We start from the raw sequence: 22,831 nt of genomic DNA on the forward strand, positions 1-22,831 counted from the left end.
GAACGCCGCTTCCGCGAACCCGTACGGGAAGAATCGTCGGGATAAGCTGTGGAGAAGTGGCGTCGCGTTCAGCCGCGCGCCTTCGCCACAAGCGCCACCAGCGCTTTCCGCACCTCGCCCGCGTTCGTCACCGGTTCGGGGAACGGCAAGTAGAGCGCACGGCCGGCAAGCCCGATCTCGCAACCGAGCGGATCGCAGCCTTCAAAGCGCCAGTCGCCGTCCTCCGCGCCCAGCAACTTCGTAGCGTAGAGCCTGGTCGCGTCGGCATGGTCTTCGTTCATGTGCTCGACGATGCCGGCCTCCGCTTCGAAAAGCTTCTCGGCGCCGCCCGTTTCAGTGCGCAGTTCGGCCCAGTCCAGATCGACGATGCGGCCGAAGCCGGCCACGAGATGCGCGCCTTCCGGCTCCAGCCGCTGCATGCGGAAGTCGCCGAAGTCGAAATACATCGCGGAGTCCGGCTGCCGCGCGAGCCAGCGCGCCCTCCTGGCTTCCTTGTCGACCTCGACCGTGCGGCCGAACAGCGTGACGCGGGGATGGGCGAGCGGGTCGCCCGCGCCGATATCCGCCGCCAATACGCTCGCTTCCGGAGACGCCGAGAGGTTTCGCGTGTGGCGGGCGAGGTTTGAAACCAGCATCAGCGGCGCGCCGTCCTCGTCGGACGCGACGCCGACCAGCGAGACGTAAGGCCTGCCGCCGTCGCTGTCCCTCGTCGCGAGGCTGGCTCGCCGGGCGGAGCGAAGCAGGCCGCGCGCAGAGACGACTGGATCGAATTCGGACGTGGCGACGGGCGCCTCAACTTCGGTCATGCGCGTGAATTCCTTGAAGATCTTGGAACGATAGAGTGCCGGTCACATTTAAGCCACGGGATCACGGTTCATCGGCCGAACTCTGTGATATACAAGAAGGCGCCATGCCGACGATCGCCCTGGTCGATGACGACCGCAACATCCTGACCTCAGTCTCCATCGCGTTGGAGGCCGAAGGCTACCGGATCCAGACCTACAACGACGGCGCCGCCGCCCTCGATGGCTTGCGCGCCGCGCCGCCGGACCTCGCGATCTTCGACATCAAGATGCCCCGCATGGACGGCATGGAGCTGCTGCGCAGGCTTCGTCAGAAGTCCGAACTCCCAGTGATCTTCCTGACGTCCAAGGACGAGGAGATCGACGAACTGTTCGGCCTGAAGATGGGCGCGGACGATTTCATCCGGAAGCCATTCTCCCAGCGCCTGCTGGTCGAGCGCGTCAAGGCCGTGCTGCGTCGGGCCGCCGCCAAGGAGGTCCCGGTCCCCGGGGCCGCCAAGGGCGTCGATTCGAAGGCCATCGAGCGGGGCCAGCTGATGATGGACCCCGAGCGTCACACCTGCACCTGGAAGGGCGAGCAGGTGACGCTCACCGTCACCGAGTTCCTCATCCTGCAGGCGCTCGCCATGCGGCCCGGCGTCGTGAAGAGCCGCAACGCCCTGATGGACGCGGCCTATGACGACCAAGTCTATGTCGACGACCGCACGATCGACAGCCACATCAAGCGGCTCCGCAAGAAGTTCAAGTCGAGCGACGACGACTTCGACATGATCGAGACGCTGTACGGCGTCGGCTACCGCTTCAAGGAGATCTGAGCGGGGGGAACATCTCCCGCTCTCTTCCGGTCATCTCATGAGCGTCGAAGCCGAGCGGGCGGACGATATCGTCCAGGCCGATACCGAGGAGGACGCCGCCCGCGAACCGTTGGGCGTGCGGCTGAGGCGGAGCCTTACTGCGCTCCGGCAGCTCGGCTTCTCCAGCCTCACCCGCCGCATCCTCGTGCTGAACCTCGCGGGTCTCGTCGCGCTGGTGTCGGGCATTCTCTACCTCAACCAGTTCCGAGCGGGTCTGACCGACGCGCGCCTGCAGAGCCTGTTGATCCAGGGCGAGATCATCGCCGGCGCGATCGCCTCTTCGGCCACCGCCGACACCAACCAGCTCTATGTCGATCCCAACAAGTTGATGGAGCTTCAGGCCGGGCAGACGGCGGCCCCCGGCGAAGAAAGCCTCCAAAGCCTCGAATTCCCGATCAATCCCGAGAAGATCGCGCCGGTCCTGCGCCGGCTCGTGACGCCGACCCGCACCCGGGCGCGCATCTACGACCGCGAGGGCGCGCTGCTGCTCGATTCCCGCTCGCTCTACGCGCGCGGCGACATCCTGCGGTTCGACTTGCCGCCGCCGCGCCGGCAGGACGACAGCATGATCGGCGGCCTCGTACGCACTGTGAAGGGTTGGTTCCGCCGCACCGACCTGCCGCTCTACGCCGAACTCGGCGCAGCCAACGGCCGCGGCTATCCGGAAGTCACCAAGGCGCTCTCCGGCGCGCCGAACAGCATCGTGCGCGTGAACGAAGGCGGCGAGATCATCGTCTCCGTCGCGGTCCCGATCCAGCGCTTCCGCGCGGTCACCGGCGTGCTGCTGCTCTCGACGCAAGGCGGCGACATCGACGCCATCGTGCAGGCCGAGCGCTACGCCATCATGCGCGTGTTCCTCGTCGCGGCGGCCGTCATGGTCGTGCTGTCGCTGCTGCTCGCGAGCACCATCGCGGGGCCTGTGCGCAAGCTCGCTGACGGCGCCGTGCGCGTCCGGCACCGCTACAAGCACCGCGAGGAGATCCCGGACTTCACGCGGCGGTCGGACGAGATCGGCCACCTGTCCGGCGCGCTCCGCGACATGACCAGCGCGCTCTATGCCCGGATCGAGGCGATCGAGCGGTTCGCCGCCGACGTCGCCCATGAGCTCAAGAACCCGCTCACCTCGCTCCGCTCTGCGGTCGAGACCCTGCCGCTCGCCAAGACCGAGCAGTCCAAGGCGCGGTTGCTCGAGGTGATCGAGCATGACGTTCGGCGGCTCGACCGGCTGATCAGCGACATCTCGGACGCGAGCCGCCTCGACGCGGAGCTTCAGCGGCAGGACGCCGAGCCGATCGACGTCGTGACTTTGCTCTCCACCGTGCTCGACATGCAGAACGGCGCGCCGCGCGATGGCGGCGTCACGGTCGAGCTCAAGGTCGCGGACGCTGCGAGAGGGCGCGACGCCTATCTCGTGCTCGGCAACGATTCGCGGCTGGCCCAGGTCGTCACCAACCTCGTCGACAACGCCCGCTCCTTCTCTCCGCCGGGGGCGGTGGTGAAGGTCACCTGCCGACGCTCGCGGGGATTCGTCGAGATCGTGGTGGACGACGTCGGGCCGGGGATACGGCCGGATGCGATCGAGAAAATCTTCGAGCGTTTCTACACCGATCGCCCCGAGCAGGGCTTTGGCCAGAACTCCGGCCTCGGCCTGTCGATCTCGAAGCAGATCGTGGAATCGCAGGGCGGCGTCATTCGCGCGGAAAACCGCAGCGAGATCGGGCCGGACGGCGAGCCGATCATAAAGGGCGCGCGCTTCACGGTCCGGCTGAAGGCCGCGCTCACATGATCGCAGGGCCCAGCATCCACGCCAATTGCGTGCTCCTCGGCGAGGCTGGCGTGCTGATCAGGGGCGCGCCCGGCGCGGGCAAGTCGTCGCTGTCGGAAATCCTTGTCGCCGCGGCGGAGCCGCGAGGACAGTTCGCCCGGCTGGTCGCCGATGACCGCACGCTGCTGGAGCGCGCCAGCGGCCGGTTGGTCGCCTCCGCTCCCGCAGCCCTTGCTGGATTGATCGAACGGCGAGGCTACGGGATCGTCAAAATCCCTTATGCGGAGGCCGCGATCGTGCGTCTCGTGGTGGATATCGAGGACGATCTGGCCCGAATGCCTACCGCAGAGGCGAAAGAAGTTCAGATCGAGGGCATCGCCTTGCCGCGGATTGCCGCGCCCAAAGGCGAGGCGAATCAGGCGATCGGCCTTGTTTTTGGCGCCCTTGAGAGCTTTTGGCGCCGTTGCTGTGTCCGCTCCCCTCTTGCGTTCGCGGCGCAACATGGAAAACTCATGCTTTCGGCGCCGGTATGCGCCAACCTGTGGGAAGACGTTCGCCACGATGGCGGCGAGCGAAGTCCCCGACCCGGAGCGCAATGAGTTTTGCGCGGAGACTGCATGATAGGCCTGGTCCTCGTCACCCATGGGCGTCTCGCCTGTGAGTTTCGCGCCGCTCTCGAACACGTGGTCGGCCCGCAGAACCAAATTGCGACCGTCACGATCGATCCCGAGGACGACATGGAGCTCCGACGTGGCGACATCATCGCCGCGGTGCGGGACGTCGATACCGGAGACGGCGTCGCGGTGCTTACCGATATGTTCGGCGGCACCCCATCAAATCTTGCGATCTCATGCATGGACGGCCGGAAGGTCGAGGTCATAGCCGGCATCAACCTTCCGATGCTGATCAAGCTCGCAAGCGTGCGCGGAGACCTTCCGCTCGACGTCGCGGTCGTTCAGGCTCAGGACGCCGGACGCAAATACATCAACGTCGCGAGCCGCGTTCTGTCGGGCAAGTAACGCAGGCGCCAACAATAACCGCGCGGAACGCGGGACTGGGAGACCTCAAGGGTGGAGTCCGGGCAGGGTTCGGTCGCGCGCGAGCTCGCGATCGTCAATAAGCGCGGGCTTCACGCCCGGGCTTCCGCAAAATTCGTGCAGACGGTCGAACGCTTCGGCGCGACGATCCGGGTCAGCCGCAACGGCGAGACCGTCGGCGGCTCCTCGATCATGGGTCTGATGATGCTGGCCGCCGGCAAAGGCACCACAATCCATGTCGAAGCCGAAGGCGCCGACGCCGAAGAGGCGATTGCGGCGCTGACTGCGCTTGTCGAGAATCGTTTCGGGGAAGAAGAGTAGCGATCCGCAAAGGATCTATTCGCGGAAAGGGCGCGTCATCCCGGCCGAGCGGAGCGGGAGCCGTGATCGTCCTCAGAATAAGACGCGACTTCTTGCAAACGATCCCGGATCGGCCTTGCGGCCGTCCGGGATGACGTTCTTCGCCGACGACGCGGAGCCCCGCTTAAGCCGCCTGCTGGATCGCCGAGAGCAGCCAGTTCCCGCCGCGCGAGCGCACGAAGGTCCACATCTCCGCGGCCTCCGTCGGCCGGCTCTGGTCGCCATCGACGACGCGGCCGCTCGCCCGGTCCTCCGTCACGTCGATCAAGCCGTAGCGCATCGCCACGGTCGCGTAGTCGCGCGCGCCTTCGCGCCAAGCTTCCGCAAGGTCGCCCTGCAGCAGCTTGACGTCGGTGACGCGGTTGACGACGCCGCGGCTCGCATCGTCCGCGAGATCCTCGGCGAAATCCTGCACCACCTCAGGCGTCGCAAGCCCACGCATCCGCTCTATGTCCTGAGCGGACCAAGCGGCCTGCACTTCGCCGAGCCTGGCCTCGAAGACGTCGAAGTCCTGCTTCTCGAGCGTCAGGGGCTCGCTCGCAGGCTGACCGCCGCCGAATCCGAAATTGCGCCCAAAGCCGGAGCCGCCAAGGCCCGCGCCCTGCGCCGGCTCGTTGTCGCGGTTGAGGCTGTAGGGCGAAGGGCCGCCGACCGCCGCCGGCTGCTCACCAGCCCTGCGGCGCGCGAACCAGCCCATGACGAGGCGCACGACCAGGAAGATCAGCGCGCCCTGGATGAGCAGGCCGAACAGCGAGGACAGCGAGCCGAGACCGCCGAACAGACCGGAGCCCGACAGCAGGCCGAACAGGCCCGCGCCGAGCAGCCCGCCCATCAGGCCGGCGCCGAGACCACCGCCGAACAGGCCGCCACGACGCGGGGCCTGCTGGGCCGCCGCGTTATTGCCGAAGGAGGGCCCGGGCTGCGCCGTGGTCGAGCGCTGCATCGGGGCCGCTCCCGGCATGGTCGCGGTCGGCGGCGGCGCGGAGAAGGTCCTTGTCCCGCGACTGCCGAAGCTGCCGCCTCTGCCCGCCCGCGCATCCGCATCGACCGGCGCGAAGGTCGCGCCGATGAGAAGGGCCGCCGCAGCAATGCTGGCGCAGCGTTTCAGGGCATTGGCGCTTACGCGCTTCATCGCAGTCTCCACCATCGTCAACCGCAGTTGCGGCCGCTCGAGCACAGATGGTTATGGGTGGCCTGCGCTCCAATAGCCCGACACATCATGCGAAACTAAGCTCACGTTTTATTTATCGCGGCGTGAGAGTTCACGATCGAAGCCTGCAGATCATGATCCACGCCCGAAGTACGGCGAAATACCTCGCTGCCGTGTCTTGGCGATAAACTGCGGGAGTCATGATCGGGCTCCCGGAAGCGGCAAGGTCTCTGGCTGCTGCAAGTAGGCCGCTCGGCTCTCCGCCGCCCTGCTTCCGCCACGCTGCGGCCTAAATGTCACGGCCGCGGCGAACTGCCTCACGACGGCATTTCAGGCTCGGCCTCGACGCCATCCGGCCTTAAGCATGGTCGCTATGGGGACGATCCGGCGGATTCGCCGACATCAGCAGGCCTTGATCGTTGGCGCGGCGCTCTGCGGAGCAGCCATGTCCACCTTTGCGCAGGCCGAGAGCTTCAGCGTGGGCGCTCTCACGGCCGCTCGCGCGCAGCTTTTCGTTCCGACGGATTCGCTGGCGGCGCTGCCGCTGCTGCCGGAAAGTGAAGCGACATTCGATCGTCCGGCGGCCGCCCTTGACGCTGGCGCCGTCGCGGTTGCGGTCCGCGCCGACACCGAACGGCTGGCCGCTCCGGCGCAGGAGTCAGAGACAGTCGCCGCAACTGCCCACGAGGCGCCGATCGAGCGGCGGATCACACTGGTCTTCGCGCGCTTCGAGGAGACGGACGCCGCCGCCGCTTCGAACCGGGCGCAGAACGATTTCGCGGCGGCCGCGCGGCGCTGGACGCCGGCGGTGTCATCGATGCTCATCGCCCTCGCGCTTCCGGTGCGCTGAGCGGCACAGCCTTCTTTCACTGCATCATCGACTTGGCGGGCCTGATCCCGCGGCGACAGGGCGCGTCGTCAACGCGCGCCACGTCCCATGCGGTACATAAAGACTTCTTTATGTCTTTATTGAACCGGACCAAGCGGCGTGTTAGGCGTCCCGCAGACAGGGCGCTCCTCTTTCCGCGCCTACTCCATTTCGAGGATCGCCCGATGAGCAACACCGACTACGTCGTCAAGGACATCTCCCTCGCCGATTGGGGCCGCAAGGAGCTCGCAATCGCCGAAACCGAGATGCCGGGCCTGATGTCGGTCCGCGAGGAATACGGCCCGTCGCAGCCGCTGAAAGGCGCGCGCATCGCCGGCTCGCTCCACATGACGATCCAGACGGCGATGCTGATCGAGACGCTGAAGGCGCTCGGCGCCGACGTCCGCTGGGCCTCGTGCAATATCTACTCGACCCAGGACCACGCCGCGGCCGCTATCGCCGCGACCGGCACCCCCGTCTTCGCCGTGAAGGGCGAGACGCTGGAGGAGTACTGGGATTACACGCACCGCATCTTCGAGTGGGCCGATGGCGGCACCCCGAACATGATCCTCGACGACGGCGGCGACGCGACGCTGCTGCTCCACCTCGGCAAGCGCGCGGAAGCCGGCGACGTCGCCTTCCTCGACGGCGCCACCAATGAGGAGGAAGAGGTCCTCTTCGCCGCGATCAAGAAGCGGATCTCGCCGAACACCGGCTGGTACACGAAGAACGCCGACGCCATCAAAGGCGTCACGGAGGAGACCACCACCGGCGTCCACCGTCTTTACGATCTCGCGAAAAAGGGCGAGCTGCTGTTCCCGGCGATCAACGTCAATGACAGCGTGACCAAGTCGAAATTCGACAACCTCTATGGCTGCCGCGAATCGCTGGTGGACGCGATCCGCCGTGGCACGGACGTCATGATGGCCGGCAAGGTCGCGATGGTTGCGGGCTTCGGCGACGTCGGCAAGGGCTCCGCCGCCTCGCTCCGCCAGGCCGGCTGCCGCGTGATGGTGTCCGAGGTCGATCCGATCTGCGCGCTCCAGGCCGCGATGGAGGGCTACGAGGTCACGACCATGGAGGACGCGACCAAGCGCGCCGACATCTTCGTCACCGCGACCGGCAATGTCGACGTCATCACCGTCGATCACATGCGCGAGATGAAGGACCGGGCGATCGTCTGCAACATCGGCCACTTCGACAGCGAGATCCAGATCGGCGCGCTGAAGAACTTCAAGTGGGACAACGTCAAGCCGCAGGTCGACGAGGTCGAATTCCCGGACGGCAAGCGCATCATCGTGCTGTCGGAAGGCCGTCTCGTGAACCTCGGCAACGCCACCGGCCACCCGTCCTTCGTGATGTCGGCGTCCTTCACGAACCAGACGCTCGCGCAGATCGAGCTCTGGGCGAACAACAAGGACGGCAAATACGAGAACCAGGTCTACGTGCTGCCGAAGAAGCTCGACGAGAAGGTCGCGGCCCTGCACCTCGCCAAGATCGGCGTGAAGCTGTCGAAGCTGTCGGACAAGCAGTCGAGCTATATCGGCGTCCCGCAGGCGGGCCCGTTCAAGCCCGAGACCTACCGGTACTAATGCGCCACGGGCGCCGATCTTTCGGCGCCCTTCCGCCCCCCGGACGCCGATTTTCGGCGTCCGTTCTTGTTCCGGACTCTTAGGCCGGAGCCCCGCGTCGAGTACCTTGAAAGTGATTCGGGGGAGCGCACGGATGTCCGACGCGCTCGGGGCGCGCGCGCGGCGGACAAGCTCCCTCGAAATCGTCGACGGGGGCTTTGAATGTCGGTACGGCCGCGGCGCTTCGCCGCTTATCTGACGGTTGCGGCGTCCGCCGCATTCGCCGTCCTGCCTGCCGAAAGCGCCAGCGCGGCGGCCATCAACGCGCACGAGACCGCTGCGCTGTCGCTGTTTCTCGGCGCGGTGTTCGTCGCCGTCGCGACCTCGATCATGCTGCTGCGGACGCGCAGCCGGGCCGCAGACAAGGAGGCCGCGGGCGCCACCGAGATCGCCGACCTCAAGCGCAAGCTCGACCTTGCCGAAACGCTCGCCGCGAGCGACGCGCAGACCACCATCGTGTGGCGCGCGGGCGAAGCGCGGCCCGAGGTCGTCGGCGACCCGCGCGCTTTGCCCGGCGCGCCTGCAGGCGCCCGCCTGCTTGCGCTCGGAAGCTGGCTCGAGCCCGAATCCGCCGCCGCCGCCGAAACCCGCATCGAGGCGTTGCGCCGGCGTGGCGAGCCGTTCCGTCTGATGCTCCGCACCCGCGAAGGCGGCCATGTCGAGGCGGACGGGCGTCCTGTCGGCGCCGCCGTCACCGTCCGCCTGCGCGACGTCTCAGGCGAGCGGCTCGCGCGCGCCGAGGTCGAGCAGCACGCGACGGAGCTCGCGGCGGCCCTCGCCCGCTTCACGGCTCTCGCTGAGACGCTGACCCAGCCGGTGTGGATGCGCGACGAACACGGCCGCCTCGTTTACGCCAACGAAGCCTACGCCCGCGCGGTCGAAGCCCCGGACGGCGCGACCGCCGCCGAGAACGGCGCGGAATTTCTCGAACAGGCCGAGCGCGCCGCAGCGCGCCAGGCGCTCGACGCCGGCCACGTGTTCCGCAGGCGCACGCCCGCCGTGTTCGCCGGCGCCCGGCGTATCTTCGACGTCGTCGAGGCCCCTGCCCCACACGGCTCAGCCGCGATCGCGACCGATGTCTCCGAGCTCGAGGACGTCCGAGCCGATCTTTCCCGGCAGATGGACGCCCACCGCCGGACGCTGGACGAACTGACGACCGCGGTCGCGATCTTCTCGGCCGATGGCGGTCTGGTGTTTCACAACAGCGCCTTCCGCCAGCTTTGGTCGCTCGATCCGGCCTTCCTCGAGACACAGCCGTCAGACCCGACCATCCTCGACCGGCTGCGCGCGGAGCGGAAGCTGCCCGAACAGGCGGACTTCCGGACCTGGAAGGCCACGCTCCACGAGGCCTATCGGGCGCTCGAAGCGCGCGAGCATTGGTGGCACCTGCCGGACGGGCGGACGGTCCGCGTCGTCGCGGCACCGAACCCGAAAGGCGGCGTCACCTATCTGTTCGACGACGTCACCGAGCGTCTTGCGCTCGAAAGCCGGTTCAACGCGCTGACCAAGGTCCAGCGCGAGACCATCGACCACCTCAAGGAGGCGGTCGCCGTGTTCGGCTCGGACGGCAGGCTCCGCCTCCACAACCCCGCCTTCGAGACGCTGTGGCGGCTCGACCCGACGACGCTCGGCGACCGGCCGCACGCCGAGGACGTCCTCAACGCCTGCCGCGCCGATCCGCGCGACGCCGAGCTCTGGACGCGCCTGAAGACCGCAACGACGGCGATGCCGGACGAGCGCAAGCCGCTCGCGGTGCGGATCGAGCGCGCCAAAGGCGGCGTCGTCGACGTCGTGACCCTGCCGCTGCCGGACGGCGGAACGCTCGTCACCTTCACCGACGTCACCGCGAGCGTGCAGATCGAGCGGGCGCTACGCGAGCGGGCCGAAGCGGTCGAGGCTGCGGTGAGGCTCAAGAACGAGTTCACAAGCCACGTCTCCTACGAATTGCGCTCGCCGCTCACCAACATCATCGGCTTCGGCCAGCTGCTCGGCGATCCCCGGCTCGGCGCGCTGTCCCCGAAGCAGCGGGAATATGTCGACCACATCCTTCAGTCCTCTTCCGCGCTGCTCGCGATCATCAACGACATCCTCGACCTCACGACGATAGACGCCGGCGCGATGGCGCTCGATCTGGAGCATGTGAACGCGCGCCAGACGATCGAGGCGGCCGTCGAGGGCGTGCGAGACCGCCTCTCGGAAGCGGGGCTCGGGCTCGAGATCGAGTGCGGCCCGCGCGTCGGCGAGTTCATCGCGGACGGTAAGCGGGTGCGGCAGGTGCTGTTCAACCTGCTGTCCAACGCGATCGGCTTCTCGCGGCCGGGATACGCGATCACCGTCAGCGCCAAGCGCACCAAGGATGCAATGGTTTTCAAGGTCGTGGACAGGGGCGTCGGCATCCAGCCCGATCACCTCGATACGGTGTTCGACCGCTTCGAGAGCCGCACCGAAGGCGGCCGCCATCGCGGCGTCGGCCTCGGCCTTTCGATCGCGCGCTCACTTGTCGAGCTCCATGGGGGTAATGTGTCTCTCACGTCCATCATCGGAGAGGGCACCACCGTGACCTGCACCTTCCCGCTTCGGCGGCTCGACGCCGAGGCCGCCGCCGAATGAGGGGGCCGGCCTACATGACCCGCACGGCCCCGGCCGCGGAAACCTCGAAGGAGCCGCGCTGGGAGCTGACGCTGGCGGACGAGACGGAGACGGCGGCGCTCGCGGGGGTCATCGCCCGGACGCTCAAGGCCGGCGACCTCATGCTGCTCTCGGGCGAACTCGGCGCGGGCAAGACCACCTTCGCCCGCGCGCTGGTGCGCGCCCGCGCCGGCGATCCGGATCTCGAGGCGCCGAGCCCGACCTTCACGCTGCTGCAGACCTACGATCTGGCCGGAGGCCCGGTCGTCCACGCGGACCTCTACCGGCTGTCCGGGCCGGATGAGCTCGAAGAGCTCGGTTGGGACGAGGCCGGCGACGACGCGATCGTGCTCGTCGAGTGGCCCGACCGGCTCGGGCCGGACCTGCCGCCGGACCGCCTGGAGCTCACGCTCGACGCCGGCGACGGCGACGGCGCCCGCCGGGCGACTCTCATCGGCCACGGCGCCTTTGCGCCCCGCCTCGTGCGCCTGCGCGACAAGCGCCGATTTCTGGACGAAGCCGGATGGGCGGACGCCGCGCACGCCCACATCCAGGGCGACGCCTCGGGCCGCATCTACGAGCGCCTGACGCGCGCCGGCCGCACCGCTATCCTGATGGACGCGCCGGCGCGCGCGCCCTCCCCGCCGTTGAGGGACGGCAAGCCTTATTCCGTGCTCGCCAAGCTCGCGACCGACGTCAAACCTTTCGTGGCGATGGCGGACGGGTTGCGAGCGCTCGGCTATGGCGCGCCGGAGATTTACGCCTCCGACCTCAAGACCGGCTTCCTGCTGGTCGAGGATCTCGGCATGGAGCCGGTCGTTGCGGGAGGCCCGATCGCGAACCGCTACGAGACCGCGGTCGATTTGCTCGCCGACCTTCATTCGCGCGCGCTGCCGATCGAATTGCCTGTCGGCGCGGAGGTCTACCGACCGCCGTTCTACGACAGCTCCGCCTTCCTCGTGGAATGCGACCTCCTCAACGACTGGTATCTTCCCGAGGCGACAGGCGCCGCGCCGCAGGCGGAAGCCCGCGCCGAGTTCGCGGCGCTGTGGGCGGCCGCGCTGGAGCCGGTGCTGGCGGAGAAGCTGACCTGGACGCTGCGCGACTACCATTCGCCCAACCTCACCTGGCGCGGCGAGGAAGACGGGCTGAAGCGGCTCGGCCTGCTGGACTTCCAGGACGCGGCGCTCGGGCCGCCTGCCTACGACGTGGTCTCGCTGCTTCAGGACGCCCGCGTCGACGTCGGCGAAGAGCTCGAGATCGCGCTCGCCGCCCGCTACATCGCTGCGCGCCGCAAGGCCGATCCCGCGTTCGACCCAAAACTGTTCGCGCGCGCCTACGCGACCATGGGAGCTCAGCGGGCCACCAAGATCCTCGGCATCTTCGTCCGTCTGGCCCGTCGCGACGGCAAGCCCGGCTATCTCGCGAACATCCCCCGGGTGCAGCGGGCGCTCGCCGCCAACCTCGCGCATCCCGACCTTGCGGAGCTCGCGGCGTGGTACGACGCGCACCTCAGCCCGAGCGCCGCCCCGGAGCCCGGCCCGGCGGAGGCCGCTCAGACGTGACGGGGATCACCGACGCAATGGTGCTCGCGGCGGGGCTCGGCACGCGGATGCGGCCGATCACCGACACCCGCCCGAAACCTCTGGTCGAGGTCGGCGGCCGCACGCTCCTGGATTATGGGCTGGATCAGCTGGAGAAGGCCGGCGTCCCGCGCGCCGTCGTCAACGTCCATCACCATGCCGACCAGATGGAGGCGTATCTGCGGGATCGCCGCGCGCCTGTCGTGACGATCTCCGACGAGCGAGAGCGGCTGATGGATTCAGGCGGCGGCGTCGCCAAGGCGTTGCCGCTGCTGAACGGCGACGCCTTCCTGATCCTCAACGCCGACACGTTCTGGATCGACGGGGCGAGCTCCAATCTGGAGCGGATGATCGCCTTTTGGGACCCGACGCGCATGGATGCGCTGCTGCTGGTCGCGGCGCTCACCGCAAGCGTCGGCTATGACGGCGCAGGCGATTTCAGCTTCGCGACCGACGGCAGGCTCGCGCGCCGCGGCGAGCGCCAGGTGACGCCCTTCGCCTATGCCGGCGCCGCGATCATGCCGCGCGCGGCCTTCGACGGAGCCGGCGACGAACCGTTCTCGCTGAACCGGCTGTGGAACAAGGCGATCGAGCGCGAGCGCCTGTTCGGCTGGCGTCTCGACGGCCTGTGGCTCCATGTCGGTACGCCGCGCGCGGTCGCGGAAGCCGAAGAAGCGATCATGGCCTCGGCGATCTGACGGGAGCGGCGCTCTACGCTCGCCGGCGCCGGACCAGCACGTAGCCCACGAGCGCCGCGACGCCGACGAAGAACACGATGTTGAACCACGGAATGACCGTGTCCGCCGGATCCCAGCGGCGCACCGAGACCGCGTTCGGGAACATCGAGAACCAGGTCAGCCGCCAGCCATATTTCGTGACCAGCGCCACCCCGTGCTCGGCTGCGATCGACGAGGCGACCGCCTGCACGTCCGCGCTGTTGAACTTGAGGTAGGGCGGCAAGCCCCAGCCGGTGTCTTCGTTGCGGAAGACGTGCGGCTTCTTGGTCTCCGGATCCTCGGCGTAAATGTAATAGACGTCGCGGCTCGTCGTGGTGCGCTCGCCGCCCTCGATCGGCTTTCCGGACTGGGCGTCGACGCGGCGCACGTCGGTGTTGACGATGCGCACCACGTCATGGCGCGGCAGCACGTAGTGCAGGAAGGCGCCGACCGGCAACAGCAGCACGACGAGGAAGGCGAGGACGAGACGCAGTCGGGACATGGGGTTTTGGGGCTCGCGGACGGGACAGACGCTCATATAGGGCGCATCGGCCTCCTGCCCTATTCCGCAGGCTGAGCGGCGGCGACCTTCTCCGGCGTCGCGTCCAGCATCTCGCCCTTCCGCCGGGGCTGAGACAGCGGCTCAGGCACCGGCCGGTTGGTGTAGGAGAGATGGCGGCCGCCGGTGATGCCCTCGACGCGCTGGATCTCCAGACGCTGGGCGTCGCGTTTGCGGATGTCGGCCTCGATCTCGGCGGCGCGCTCTGGATCGACGCCGACCGTCTCCAGCGTCAGCCGGCCGATCCTCAGCGCGCTTTCGAACGTCTCACGCACCACGTTCTCGACGCCCGCGCCATAAAGATCGAGGGCGTGGCCGCGATCATAGGCCTTCACCACGAGGGCGGTCAGCGGGAAGCTGGTCTGCACCAGATCGACGATGCGCCTTGTGGCGTCGAGATTGTCGACGCAGACGACGACGGCGCGCGCTTCGTCCGCCTTCACCGCGCGCAGCACGTCGAGCCGCGAGCCGTCGCCGTAATAGACCTTGAAGCCGAACTTCGCCGCCTGCTCGACGCGCTCGGGATTGGCGTCGATAAGCGTGGTTTCGACCCCTTCCGCGAGCAGGAGCTGCGCCGCGATCTGGCCGACACGACCGAAGCCGATCACGAGCACCTGGCCTTTGGCGTCGGAGAAGTCCTCCACGGGCTCGGCGGTCGGCGCGACGGTTCGGTCGGCATAGCGCTCGACCACCAGAGCGAGCGCCGGCGCGGCGACGAGGCTCAGCGCCGCGAGCGCCGCGAGCAGGCTCGCCATGCGCGCGTCGATCAGCCCTTCCGTCGCCGACAGCGGGATCAACACGAAGGCGAACTCGCCGGCCGCCGCAAGCAGGGCGCCGATCCTAAGCGCATAGGGCAGCGGCGATCCGAACAGCCGGGCGACGCCTGCCGCGATCGCCAGCTTCAGCGCGAGATAGGCGATCACGCCGAAAAGCAGCAGCGCCCAATTCTCGACGACGACCTTGAGGTCGATCGTCATGCCGATGCCCATGAAGAACAGCGCGATCAGCAGGCCGCGGAACGGCTCGATGCCGGCTTCGAGCTCCAGCCGGTAGGACGAGCCGGCGAGCAGCACGCCGGCGAGGAATGCGCCCATCGCCATCGAGAGGCCGGCGGCGTGCGCGATCTCGGCCGCGCCGAGCACGACGAGCAGCGCCGCGGCCGTCATCACCTCGCGCGCGCCGACGCCTGCCAGCAGGCGGAACATCGGGTTGAGCAGATAACGGCCTGCGAACACGATCCCGGCGATGGCGCCTGCGCCGATACCGGCCGAGATCAGCCCCTGCGTCCAATTCGCCGCGTGGGCCCCGTCGCCAAGCATCGGGATTAAGGCGAGCGCAGGCACCACGGCGAGATCCTGCGCCAGCAGCACCGAGAAGGTCTTCTCGCCATAGGGCCGGTTCAGGTGCCCGCGCTCCTGCAGGATCTGCAGCGCCATAGCGGTGCCCGAAAAGGCGAGCGCCACGCCTGCTGCAAGGGCCGCCGGCGGCGTGAGCCCCAGAAGCCAGCCGATGGCGGCGAAGACGGCGCTCGTCAGCGCGATCTGCAGCCCGCCCAAGCCCACGACGAGGCGGCGGAGCGCGATCAGCCGTTCGAGCCGAAGCTCAAGCCCGATCAGGAACAGCAGCATGACGACGCCGAGCTCGGCGACCTGCAGCACGGCTTCCGGATCCTGGATGAAGCCGAGCGCCGCCGGACCGATGACAAGGCCCGCTGCGAGATAGCCGACCGCAACGCCGAGCCCGAGCCGGCGCGCAAGCGGGCCCGCGACGACCGCCGCGACGAGGAAGACGAGCGGGCCGATCAGCGGCCCTGCGCCCGCTCCATGCTCCATGCGAAACCCCCAAGCGCTAAGGCGCGCATCTGGCCCGAGCGCAGGGCCTGGGGCAACCCGCGGAGACGAAACTCTGTTTCTTCAAAACGCACGCTGGAAACGCGCCGGCCGCCGTCATGCTAGGTTGGCGGAACCTTCACCCGATTCCGCTCGACGCCCCATGCCCGTCCGCCTGCTCTCAGACACGGTCGCGAACCGGATCGCCGCCGGCGAGGTGGTCGAGCGGCCGGCCTCCGTCGTGAAGGAGCTCGCCGAGAACGCGCTCGACGCCGGCGCCGCGCGCATCGAAATCGTGCTGGAGGGCGGCGGCGCGCGGCTGATCCGTGTGGTCGACGACGGCATTGGCATGGGACGAGAGGACCTTGCGCTCGCCGTCGAGCGCTTCGCCACCTCAAAGATCACCTCCGACGCCGACCTCGCCGGCGTCGCCACCATGGGCTTCCGCGGCGAGGCCCTGCCCTCGATCGGCGCGGTGGCGCGGATGACGATCCAGACCCGGCTCGCCGACGCTCCCCATGGCTGGCGCCTCACCGTCGAAGGCGGCGCGAAGAGCGAGCCGGAGCCGGCGGCCCTGCCGCGCGGTACGCGGATCGATGTCCGCGACCTGTTCTTCGCGACGCCGGCGCGCGCCAAATTCCTGAAGTCGGAGCGCGCTGAGGCCCAGGCGGCAGCGGAGGTCGTGAAGCGCCTCGCGCTCGCGACGCCTGATGTCGACTGGACGCTCGTGGTGGAGGAGCGGACGCTGCGCTTTCCGGCCGTGAGCGTGGAGAACCGTACCGAGCGGCTGGCGCAGGTGCTCGGCGCGGACGTCGCCGAGGCCGTGATGGCGATCTTCGGCGAACGGGGCGGCGCGCGGCTCACGGGCCACGCCGGCTTGAGCCATCTTCACCGCGCCACAGCGGGCTCGGTGCATCTCTCGGTCAACGGACGGCCGGTGCGGGACCGGCTGCTCGTCGGCGCGCTCAAGGCCGCCTATCAGGACGTCGCGCCGCGCGACCGCTGGCCGGTCGCGGCGCTCGACGTCGCCGTCGCGACCGGCGAGGTCGACGTCAACGTGCATCCGGCGAAGGCCGAGGTGCGCTTCCGCGATCCCGGCCTGATCCGCGCGCTGGTGGTCTCGACCGTGCGGCAGGCGCTCGGCGCGGCGGGGCCGAAGCCTTACGCCGCCGGCGGCGCCGAGATCGCCCGCTTCGTCGCCCGGGGGTCCGCGCCCCCGCTTCGGCCGGCCTCGACCTGGTCTCCGCCCTCCCGCGGTTTTGGGGAGAGCGCGCAGGCGGCGTTCGCGGCCGACCTTATCGACCTCGCCCCCGCCGCAAGGATCGCCGCGGACGAGGTCCAGCCGGACGCGCTGTCCCGCCCGCTCGGCGCCGCCAAAGCGCATCTCCACGGAACCTACGTGCTCGCCGAAACCGAAGACGGCGTGGTGCTGGTCGACGCCCACGCAGCCCATGAGCGGCTGACCTATGAGGAGCTGAAGCGGCTCCGCGCGCAATCCGGCGTGCCGCGGCAGGAGTTGCTTGTCCCCGACGTCGTCGACCTTGAGCCCGCCGACGCCGAGCGCGTGATCGCGGCGGCGGCGGAGTTGGAAAGCCTCGGCCTCGCCGTCGAAGCCTTCGGCCCCGGCGCGGTGCTGGTGCGCGCGACGCCCGCGCCCCTCGGCCCCTGCGACGGCGCCAAGCTCGTCCGCGACGTCGCGGAGACGCTGGCCGAAGGCGCCGCCGACACGACCCCGATGGCGCGGAAGCTCGACCTCATTCTGGCGACCATCGCCTGCCACGGCTCGGTCCGCGCGGGCCGCGGGCTCAAGCCCGACGAGATGAACGCCCTGCTCCGCGCGATCGAAGCCGAACCGGCCGCCTCCACCTGCAATCATGGCCGCCCGACCTTCGTGAAGCTAACGACGGCCGATCTGGAGAAGCTGTTCGGGCGGCGTTGAAAGCAAGCATTCTCCTCAACCGAACATTTACGGGATTGGAGGATGCTCAAGGCTGACAAAGCCATGACGCCGCCGCTCGCTCCAACGCTCCTCGACGCCGATCGGACGTCGGATGACGCCGCGTCGTTCGCGGCGCTGATCGCCTGTCCGATCGTGCTGATCGATCTCGCCGCCACGCCCCGAGCATGGCTGAACCCTTCCGCCTGCGCGCTCTTCGGCAACGCCTATCAGAGCGAAGGTTACGCTCCTCTCACCTCGGTGGTGGGCGAGGAGGCCTCGATGGCGCTTGCCGCGTTCGGCCGTGACCTGCCGGCAAACGGCGTCGGCGCGCGCATTTCGCTCGACTGTCACGCCGCCGGCGGCCCGCTTCGCCTGCGCTTCGAGCTTGCGCGGCGAGGGTCCGATCAGATCGTCGCGACTGTCCGCGCGGAGGATGGCGACGTATCCTCCGCCGACGAGCTCTCGCGTCTCTACGCCGCGCTGCAGGCCCTGCCGGTGGGCGTCGAGCTGTTCGACGCCGACTTCAACGCGCTGTTCTACAACCGGAAGTCGGACGAGCTGTTCGACTACGAAGCGAGCGCGGTCCCGAACCACGACGATTGGTGGATCCTCGCCTTTCCCGAGGCCGCAGCGCGCAGAGAAGCGTTCGAGCAATGGCGGCGCACGATCGCGGCCGCCCGACTCGATCCAAGCCGCTCGCATCTCGCGGAATGGACCGTGACCTGCCGCGACGGCGCCGTCCGGACCATCCAGTTCTTCTACCGCTTTCTCGGCGACCGCTATCTCCTTGTCCTCTGGGACGTGACCGAGCAGCGCCGGCTCGAAGCCGAACTTCGCGCGACGGCGTCGACCGACAGCCTAACGGGCCTTTTCAACCGCAGAGCTTTCGTCGAGCGGGCGGACGCTGCGGTCGCGGCCTCGCGATCCACGCAGGCGCCGCTTTCCGTGCTGATGATCGACATCGATCACTTCAAGGCGATCAACGACCGCTTCGGCCACGCCGTCGGCGACCAGGTGCTCAAGACGGTCGCGCAGCGCGCGAGCGAGGGGTTGCGGCGCGAGGACGTGTTCGCGCGGCTCGGCGGGGAGGAGTTCGCGGTTCTCCTGCCCGGCGCAGACAGGGCGCAGGCGACGATGATCGCCAGCCGGCTGCACGCGGCCATTTCGAACGCGCCGATGACCGTCAACGGGCATACGATCGGCGTGACGGTCAGCGTCGGCGGCGCGATGCTTCGCGGAAGCGACCTGGACGCCGACGTGCTGGTCGACCGCGCCGATGGCGGTCTCTATGCGGCCAAGGCCAATGGCCGCAATCGGATCGAGTTCGAAGAGGCCGCCTGAGGATAGCGGGGCCTCGGCCCGTCAACCCAGACGCAGGATGGCCACGGCGGTGTCGCCATAGGCCCGCCGCTCGAGCTCTTCGAACCCCTCCGGCGACGCGATCTCCGCTTCGGCGCTTTCTTCCCACACCGCCAGCGCGCCCGGCGCGAGCCAGCCGCCCTCGCGCGCCGAGGCGAGCGCCCGTTCCCCAAGACCCTTGCCATAAGGCGGATCGACGAAGATGAGGTTGAAAGGCCCTTGCGTGATCACCGGGCCGAGCTTCGTCGCGTCGCGGCGGAAGATCTTGGTCTGGCCGCCGAGGCCGAGCGCCTCGACGTTCTCGCGCAAGACCGCACGAGATTCCGCGCCTTCATCTACGAACAATGCGAAGCGGGCGCCGCGCGACAGCGCCTCGAAGCCGAGCGCGCCGGTGCCTGCGAACAGGTCGAGCACGCGCGCGTCCGCCGCAGCGTCGTCATAGGCGTGCGCGAGCACGTTGAAGAGCGCCTCGCGGAGCCGGTCGCTGGTCGGGCGGATGGCGCGCGAATCCGCGCCCGGCCCCTTCAGCGCACGGCCCTTGAACCTACCGCCGACGATCCGCACCGCCGCCCGGTCGTCCTCTGCCCCCGCCACCTGCAGGCTTTCCGCCGCCGCCAGGCCTGCCGCCAGTCGGACGACCGCCGCCCTTCGGCCCGCCCGGTTTGAACCCACCGGGCTTGAAACCGCCGGGCTTGCCGCCCGGACGGCCTGCTCCCGCAGGCCTATCGCCGCCCGGACGACCTGCCCCCGCAGGTCGATCGCCGCCTGGACGTCCAGCGCCAGCAGGCCTATCGCCGCGCGGAGGACGGCCACCGGCGCCGGCGGGGCGTTCGCCGCCTTCGCGACGGGGCGGGCGACCGCCTTCGGGCCTGCCGCCGGTCGGACGCTCGGACCTGTCGCGCTGCGGGCGATCGCCGGACGGCCGATCACGCTGCGGACGGTCGCCTGCCGGACGGAACGGACGCTCACGCGCGGCGCCCGGAGCGTCCTCGCGCCAGCGCGGCGCGGGACGGCTGGATTCGGACCGCGCCTCGGCGCCTTCGGGCCGCGCCGGCCTGTCGCCGAAGCCGCCGCGCTCGGGGCGCGGGCCACGCGCCGGGCGGTCGGCCGAGGGCGCGCGCTGCGGACGGTCGCCTCGGTCCGGACGCGGCCTGTCGCCGAAGGACGGCCGCTCGGGACGGTCGCCGCGGGGAGGCCGATCCCCGAATGAAGAACGGTTGGGCCGGTCGCCGTCGCGGCTCGGGCGGCTGGCGCCCTCGGGACGGGGACCGCGCGACGGCCTGTTTGACGTATCGGAGCGTTGCACGCGGCCCGTGAGCGGTCGGTCGCCCGAAGGCGCGCGGAACGGCCTGTCTCCACGCTCGCGCGGCGGGCCGCGGCGTTCGCCCTCGGCGCCTTCGCGGCGCGGAGCCTGCTCGGGCCTCTCGCCGCGCGCCGGCGGCCTGGCGCTGGGACGCGGCGCGCGCTCCGGCCGGCCGGCGGCGCCGAAGCGTTCGGCGGCGGCGGGATCGCGCTTGGTCACGCGCTTCGGCGCCTCGTCTCCGGCCGTGCGCGCGATGCGCTCGACGGCGACCTTGCGGCCCTTGCGATCGGCGACCGGCGCGCCGCGCTTCAGGCGCGTCTGCGGCTCTTGCTTCTCGACCGGCGCGGCGGCCTCAGGCGCCGGCATGTCGCGCGGCCGCACCAGAGGCGCGCGGCGACCGACCCGCTTCGAGGCGTCGGTCAGGCGCTCGCGGTCCTCGCGCGGCGCCTTCGGTCCCGTCTTGCCGCCGCGCCCGCCCGTGACGCGCGGGGCATCCTCGGCGCGGACCACGTCGGAGTCGAAGTCCAGCCCGGCTTCTTCGGTCAGCCGCTTTCCAAGCTGGTCGGCAAGCGTGCGCGAGCGGACCTCTTCGGCCTCGCCCTCGCCGAGATTGCCGAGTTGGAACGGCCCGAACGAAATGCGGATCAGCCGATTCACGGCGAGGCCGAGATGCTCGGCGACGCGCTTCACCTCGCGGTTCTTGCCCTCGCGCAGGCCGATCATCAGCCAGACATTGTCGTTCTGCTGGCGCTCGACCTCGGCTTCGATCGGGCCATAGGAGAACCCGTCGATGGTGACGCCCTCTTTCAGCGCCTCGAGCTTGTCCTGGGTCACCCGGCCGAAGGCGCGCACGCGATAGCGGCGCAGCCAGCCGGTCTCGGGCAATTCGAGCACGCGCGCGAGCCCGCCGTCATTGGTCAGCAGCAGCAGGCCTTCGGTGTTGATGTCCAGCCGGCCGACGGTCATCACGCGCGGCAGGCCCGCCGGCAGGATCTCGAACACGGTCTCGCGGCCTTCGGGGTCGCGGTTGGTCGTCACGTAGCCGCGCGGTTTATGGTAGAGCCACATCCGCGTGCGCTCGCGCTCGGGAAGCGCGCGACCATCGACCTCGATGCGGTCGGAGGCGACGACGTTGAACGCCGCGGCGTCCACCACCGCGCCGTTGACCTTGACGCGGCCTTCGCCGATCCAGACTTCGGCGTCGCGGCGCGAGCCGAGGCCTGCGCGCGCAATCGCCTTGGCGAGCCGTTCGCCGGGGCGCCGGGTCGGAGCGTCGCCGGACGCCGGCGCTTCGGCCGCGTCGTCGTGTTCGTTCTGATCTGTCATGACTTTGCCGGGTAAAACCTTGGCGGGCGATAGCATGGCGACGATGCGTTGACGAGAACGAACCCGATGGAAGCGGCCCTTCAGGAGGCCCGGGCGGCCGCGGAGCGCGGGGAGACGCCCGTCGGCGCGGTCGTCGTGCGGGACGGAGAGGTGATCGCCGCGGCGGGAAATCGCACGCGCGAACTCCGGGATCCGACCGCCCATGCCGAGGTGCTCGCGATCCGCATGGCGTGCGAGCGGGTTGCTTCGGAGCGTCTTCCCGGCTGCGATCTCTGGGTGACTCTGGAGCCCTGCCCGCTCTGCGCCGCAGCGATCTCGTTCGCGCGCATCCGCCGGCTCTATTTCGGCGCGGAGGACCCGAAGGGGGGCGCGGTCGTCTCCGGCGTCAGGCTGTTCGACCAGCCGACCTGCCACCATGCGCCGGAGGTCTATGCAGGCTTTGCGGAGCGGGAGGCCGCGGAACTGCTGCGCGCATTCTTCAGGGAGCGGCGTGACTGACGGGGGCGTGAACGAACGAAATACGGCTCCCTCGCGTTGTCCGCCGACAGGGCGCCATCGCGCCAAGGAGATTGGCTAAGACAATGGACCTCCTGCGCATTCTCATCGCCATCTTCATCCCGCCGCTCGGCGTGTTCCTCCAGGTCGGCATCGGCCTGCACTTTTGGCTGAACATCCTGCTGACGCTGCTCGGCTATATCCCTGGCATCATCCACGCGATCTGGGTGATCATCAAGAAATGAGCGCCCGCGTCGCCACCGGCTTCGCCGGCCGCATGGAGCCGAGCTCCAGAGAGCGCACGCTCGCCGACCTTGATCGGCTTGCCGACCTGCTCGACACCCGCTGGCGCATTCCCGGCACGAACTGGCGGTTCGGCGTCGATGCGTTGGCGAGCATCGTGCCGGTGGCGGGCGACATCTCGACCGCCCTCGTATCGGCCTACATGATCAAGAAGGCGCGTGACCTCGGCGCGCCTGGCCACGTGCTCGCCCGCATGGTCGGCAACGTCGCGCTCGACACCGTGGTCGGCTCGGTGCCGGTTCTCGGCACGGTGTTCGACTTCGCCTTCAAGGCGAACCGCCGCAACATGACGCTGCTGCGGAGGCATTTCGGCCGGACGTAGG

General features: G+C 69.3%; 21 protein-coding genes. 15 read left to right on the forward strand and 6 right to left on the reverse strand.

Translation table 11 applies throughout. From position 1 onward, the window contains the following. Positions 1–68: 68 nt before the first annotated feature. Positions 69–806: a HugZ family pyridoxamine 5'-phosphate oxidase gene (locus EYR15_RS03030; RefSeq protein WP_131001378.1), complete on the reverse strand. Its 738-nt coding sequence runs from the start codon at positions 804–806 to the stop codon at positions 69–71. Between the two features lie 104 nt (positions 807–910). Between EYR15_RS03030 and EYR15_RS03035 the strand changes: the two genes are divergently transcribed. The 5 genes from EYR15_RS03035 to EYR15_RS03055 are packed head-to-tail and all read left to right on the forward strand — an operon-like array spanning position 911 to position 4,780. After that, positions 911–1,618, forward strand: a complete 708-nt coding sequence (locus EYR15_RS03035) for a response regulator transcription factor (protein WP_131001379.1) — start codon at positions 911–913, stop codon at positions 1,616–1,618. A gap of 37 nt (positions 1,619–1,655) precedes the next feature. Next, entirely contained in the window at positions 1,656–3,443 is a 1,788-nt protein-coding gene (locus EYR15_RS03040; RefSeq protein ID WP_131001380.1) for a sensor histidine kinase, read from the forward strand. Beyond that, positions 3,440–4,021, forward strand: a complete 582-nt coding sequence (locus tag EYR15_RS03045; protein WP_131001381.1) for an HPr kinase/phosphorylase — start codon at positions 3,440–3,442, stop codon at positions 4,019–4,021. Before EYR15_RS03040 ends, EYR15_RS03045 begins: the two co-directional genes overlap by 4 nt. A gap of 18 nt (positions 4,022–4,039) precedes the next feature. Further along, positions 4,040–4,441: a PTS sugar transporter subunit IIA gene (locus EYR15_RS03050; protein WP_131001382.1), complete on the forward strand. Its 402-nt coding sequence runs from the start codon at positions 4,040–4,042 to the stop codon at positions 4,439–4,441. A 51-nt stretch (positions 4,442–4,492) separates the two neighbouring features. Further along, positions 4,493–4,780: an HPr family phosphocarrier protein gene (locus EYR15_RS03055; protein WP_131001383.1), complete on the forward strand. Its 288-nt coding sequence runs from the start codon at positions 4,493–4,495 to the stop codon at positions 4,778–4,780. 163 nt (positions 4,781–4,943) lie between these two features. Here the strand turns inward: EYR15_RS03055 and EYR15_RS03060 are convergent, their stop codons facing one another. Then, positions 4,944–5,951, reverse strand: a complete 1,008-nt coding sequence (locus tag EYR15_RS03060) for a Tim44 domain-containing protein (protein ID WP_131001384.1) — start codon at positions 5,949–5,951, stop codon at positions 4,944–4,946. Between the two features lie 463 nt (positions 5,952–6,414). Between EYR15_RS03060 and EYR15_RS03065 the strand changes: the two genes are divergently transcribed. The 5 genes from EYR15_RS03065 (at position 6,415) to EYR15_RS03085 (ending at position 13,377) form a co-directional block, all read left to right on the forward strand. Continuing rightward, on the forward strand, positions 6,415–6,819 hold the full coding sequence (locus tag EYR15_RS03065; protein ID WP_131001385.1) for a hypothetical protein: 405 nt from the start codon (positions 6,415–6,417) through the stop codon (positions 6,817–6,819). 203 nt (positions 6,820–7,022) lie between these two features. Further along, the gene (ahcY, locus tag EYR15_RS03070; RefSeq protein ID WP_131001386.1) at positions 7,023–8,429 is read left to right on the forward strand and encodes an adenosylhomocysteinase; all 1,407 of its coding nucleotides are present in this window, start codon (positions 7,023–7,025) and stop codon (positions 8,427–8,429) included. A gap of 201 nt (positions 8,430–8,630) precedes the next feature. Next, positions 8,631–11,078, forward strand: a complete 2,448-nt coding sequence (locus EYR15_RS03075) for a PAS domain-containing sensor histidine kinase (protein ID WP_131001387.1) — start codon at positions 8,631–8,633, stop codon at positions 11,076–11,078. Positions 11,079–11,092: 14 nt separating this feature from the next. Further along, entirely contained in the window at positions 11,093–12,661 is a 1,569-nt protein-coding gene (gene tsaE / locus EYR15_RS03080) for a tRNA (adenosine(37)-N6)-threonylcarbamoyltransferase complex ATPase subunit type 1 TsaE (protein WP_131001388.1), read from the forward strand. 17 nt (positions 12,662–12,678) lie between these two features. Further along, complete coding sequence (locus EYR15_RS03085; RefSeq protein ID WP_131001611.1) at positions 12,679–13,377, forward strand: nucleotidyltransferase family protein; 699 nt, start codon at positions 12,679–12,681, stop codon at positions 13,375–13,377. A gap of 13 nt (positions 13,378–13,390) precedes the next feature. Here the strand turns inward: EYR15_RS03085 and EYR15_RS03090 are convergent, their stop codons facing one another. After that, positions 13,391–13,897, reverse strand: coding sequence for a DUF1523 family protein (locus EYR15_RS03090; RefSeq protein WP_131001389.1), 507 nt, complete (start codon positions 13,895–13,897; stop codon positions 13,391–13,393). Positions 13,898–13,956: 59 nt separating this feature from the next. Further along, complete coding sequence (locus EYR15_RS03095; RefSeq protein WP_131001390.1) at positions 13,957–15,786, reverse strand: monovalent cation:proton antiporter-2 (CPA2) family protein; 1,830 nt, start codon at positions 15,784–15,786, stop codon at positions 13,957–13,959. A gap of 160 nt (positions 15,787–15,946) precedes the next feature. Between EYR15_RS03095 and mutL the strand changes: the two genes are divergently transcribed. Both mutL and EYR15_RS03105 read left to right on the forward strand, forming a co-directional pair. Beyond that, entirely contained in the window at positions 15,947–17,722 is a 1,776-nt protein-coding gene (mutL, locus tag EYR15_RS03100) for a DNA mismatch repair endonuclease MutL (RefSeq protein WP_131001391.1), read from the forward strand. Between the two features lie 42 nt (positions 17,723–17,764). Next, on the forward strand, positions 17,765–19,063 hold the full coding sequence (locus EYR15_RS03105; protein WP_131001392.1) for a GGDEF domain-containing protein: 1,299 nt from the start codon (positions 17,765–17,767) through the stop codon (positions 19,061–19,063). Positions 19,064–19,084: 21 nt separating this feature from the next. Here EYR15_RS03105 and rsmD read toward each other — a convergent pair whose 3' ends face one another. Then, positions 19,085–19,645: a 16S rRNA (guanine(966)-N(2))-methyltransferase RsmD gene (gene rsmD, locus EYR15_RS03110; protein WP_131001612.1), complete on the reverse strand. Its 561-nt coding sequence runs from the start codon at positions 19,643–19,645 to the stop codon at positions 19,085–19,087. Beyond that, positions 19,626–21,710 (reverse strand): pseudouridine synthase, encoded by a 2,085-nt coding sequence (locus EYR15_RS03115; protein WP_131001393.1) that lies wholly within the window; start codon positions 21,708–21,710, stop codon positions 19,626–19,628. The genes rsmD and EYR15_RS03115 overlap by 20 nt, the downstream gene beginning before the upstream one ends. A 66-nt stretch (positions 21,711–21,776) precedes the next feature. Here EYR15_RS03115 and EYR15_RS03120 point away from each other — a divergent pair, with 66 nt between their 5' ends. From EYR15_RS03120 to EYR15_RS03130, 3 genes are all read left to right on the forward strand, one after another. Next, positions 21,777–22,208 (forward strand): nucleoside deaminase, encoded by a 432-nt coding sequence (locus EYR15_RS03120; RefSeq protein WP_131001394.1) that lies wholly within the window; start codon positions 21,777–21,779, stop codon positions 22,206–22,208. Positions 22,209–22,291: 83 nt separating this feature from the next. Beyond that, positions 22,292–22,450: a YqaE/Pmp3 family membrane protein gene (locus tag EYR15_RS03125; protein ID WP_131001395.1), complete on the forward strand. Its 159-nt coding sequence runs from the start codon at positions 22,292–22,294 to the stop codon at positions 22,448–22,450. Further along, positions 22,447–22,830, forward strand: coding sequence for a DUF4112 domain-containing protein (locus EYR15_RS03130; RefSeq protein WP_131001396.1), 384 nt, complete (start codon positions 22,447–22,449; stop codon positions 22,828–22,830). Before EYR15_RS03125 ends, EYR15_RS03130 begins: the two co-directional genes overlap by 4 nt. Position 22,831: the final 1 nt, after the last annotated feature.

This window comes from Hansschlegelia quercus, from assembly GCF_004310425.1.
GTDB lineage: Bacteria > Pseudomonadota > Alphaproteobacteria > Rhizobiales > Methylopilaceae > Methylopila > Methylopila quercus.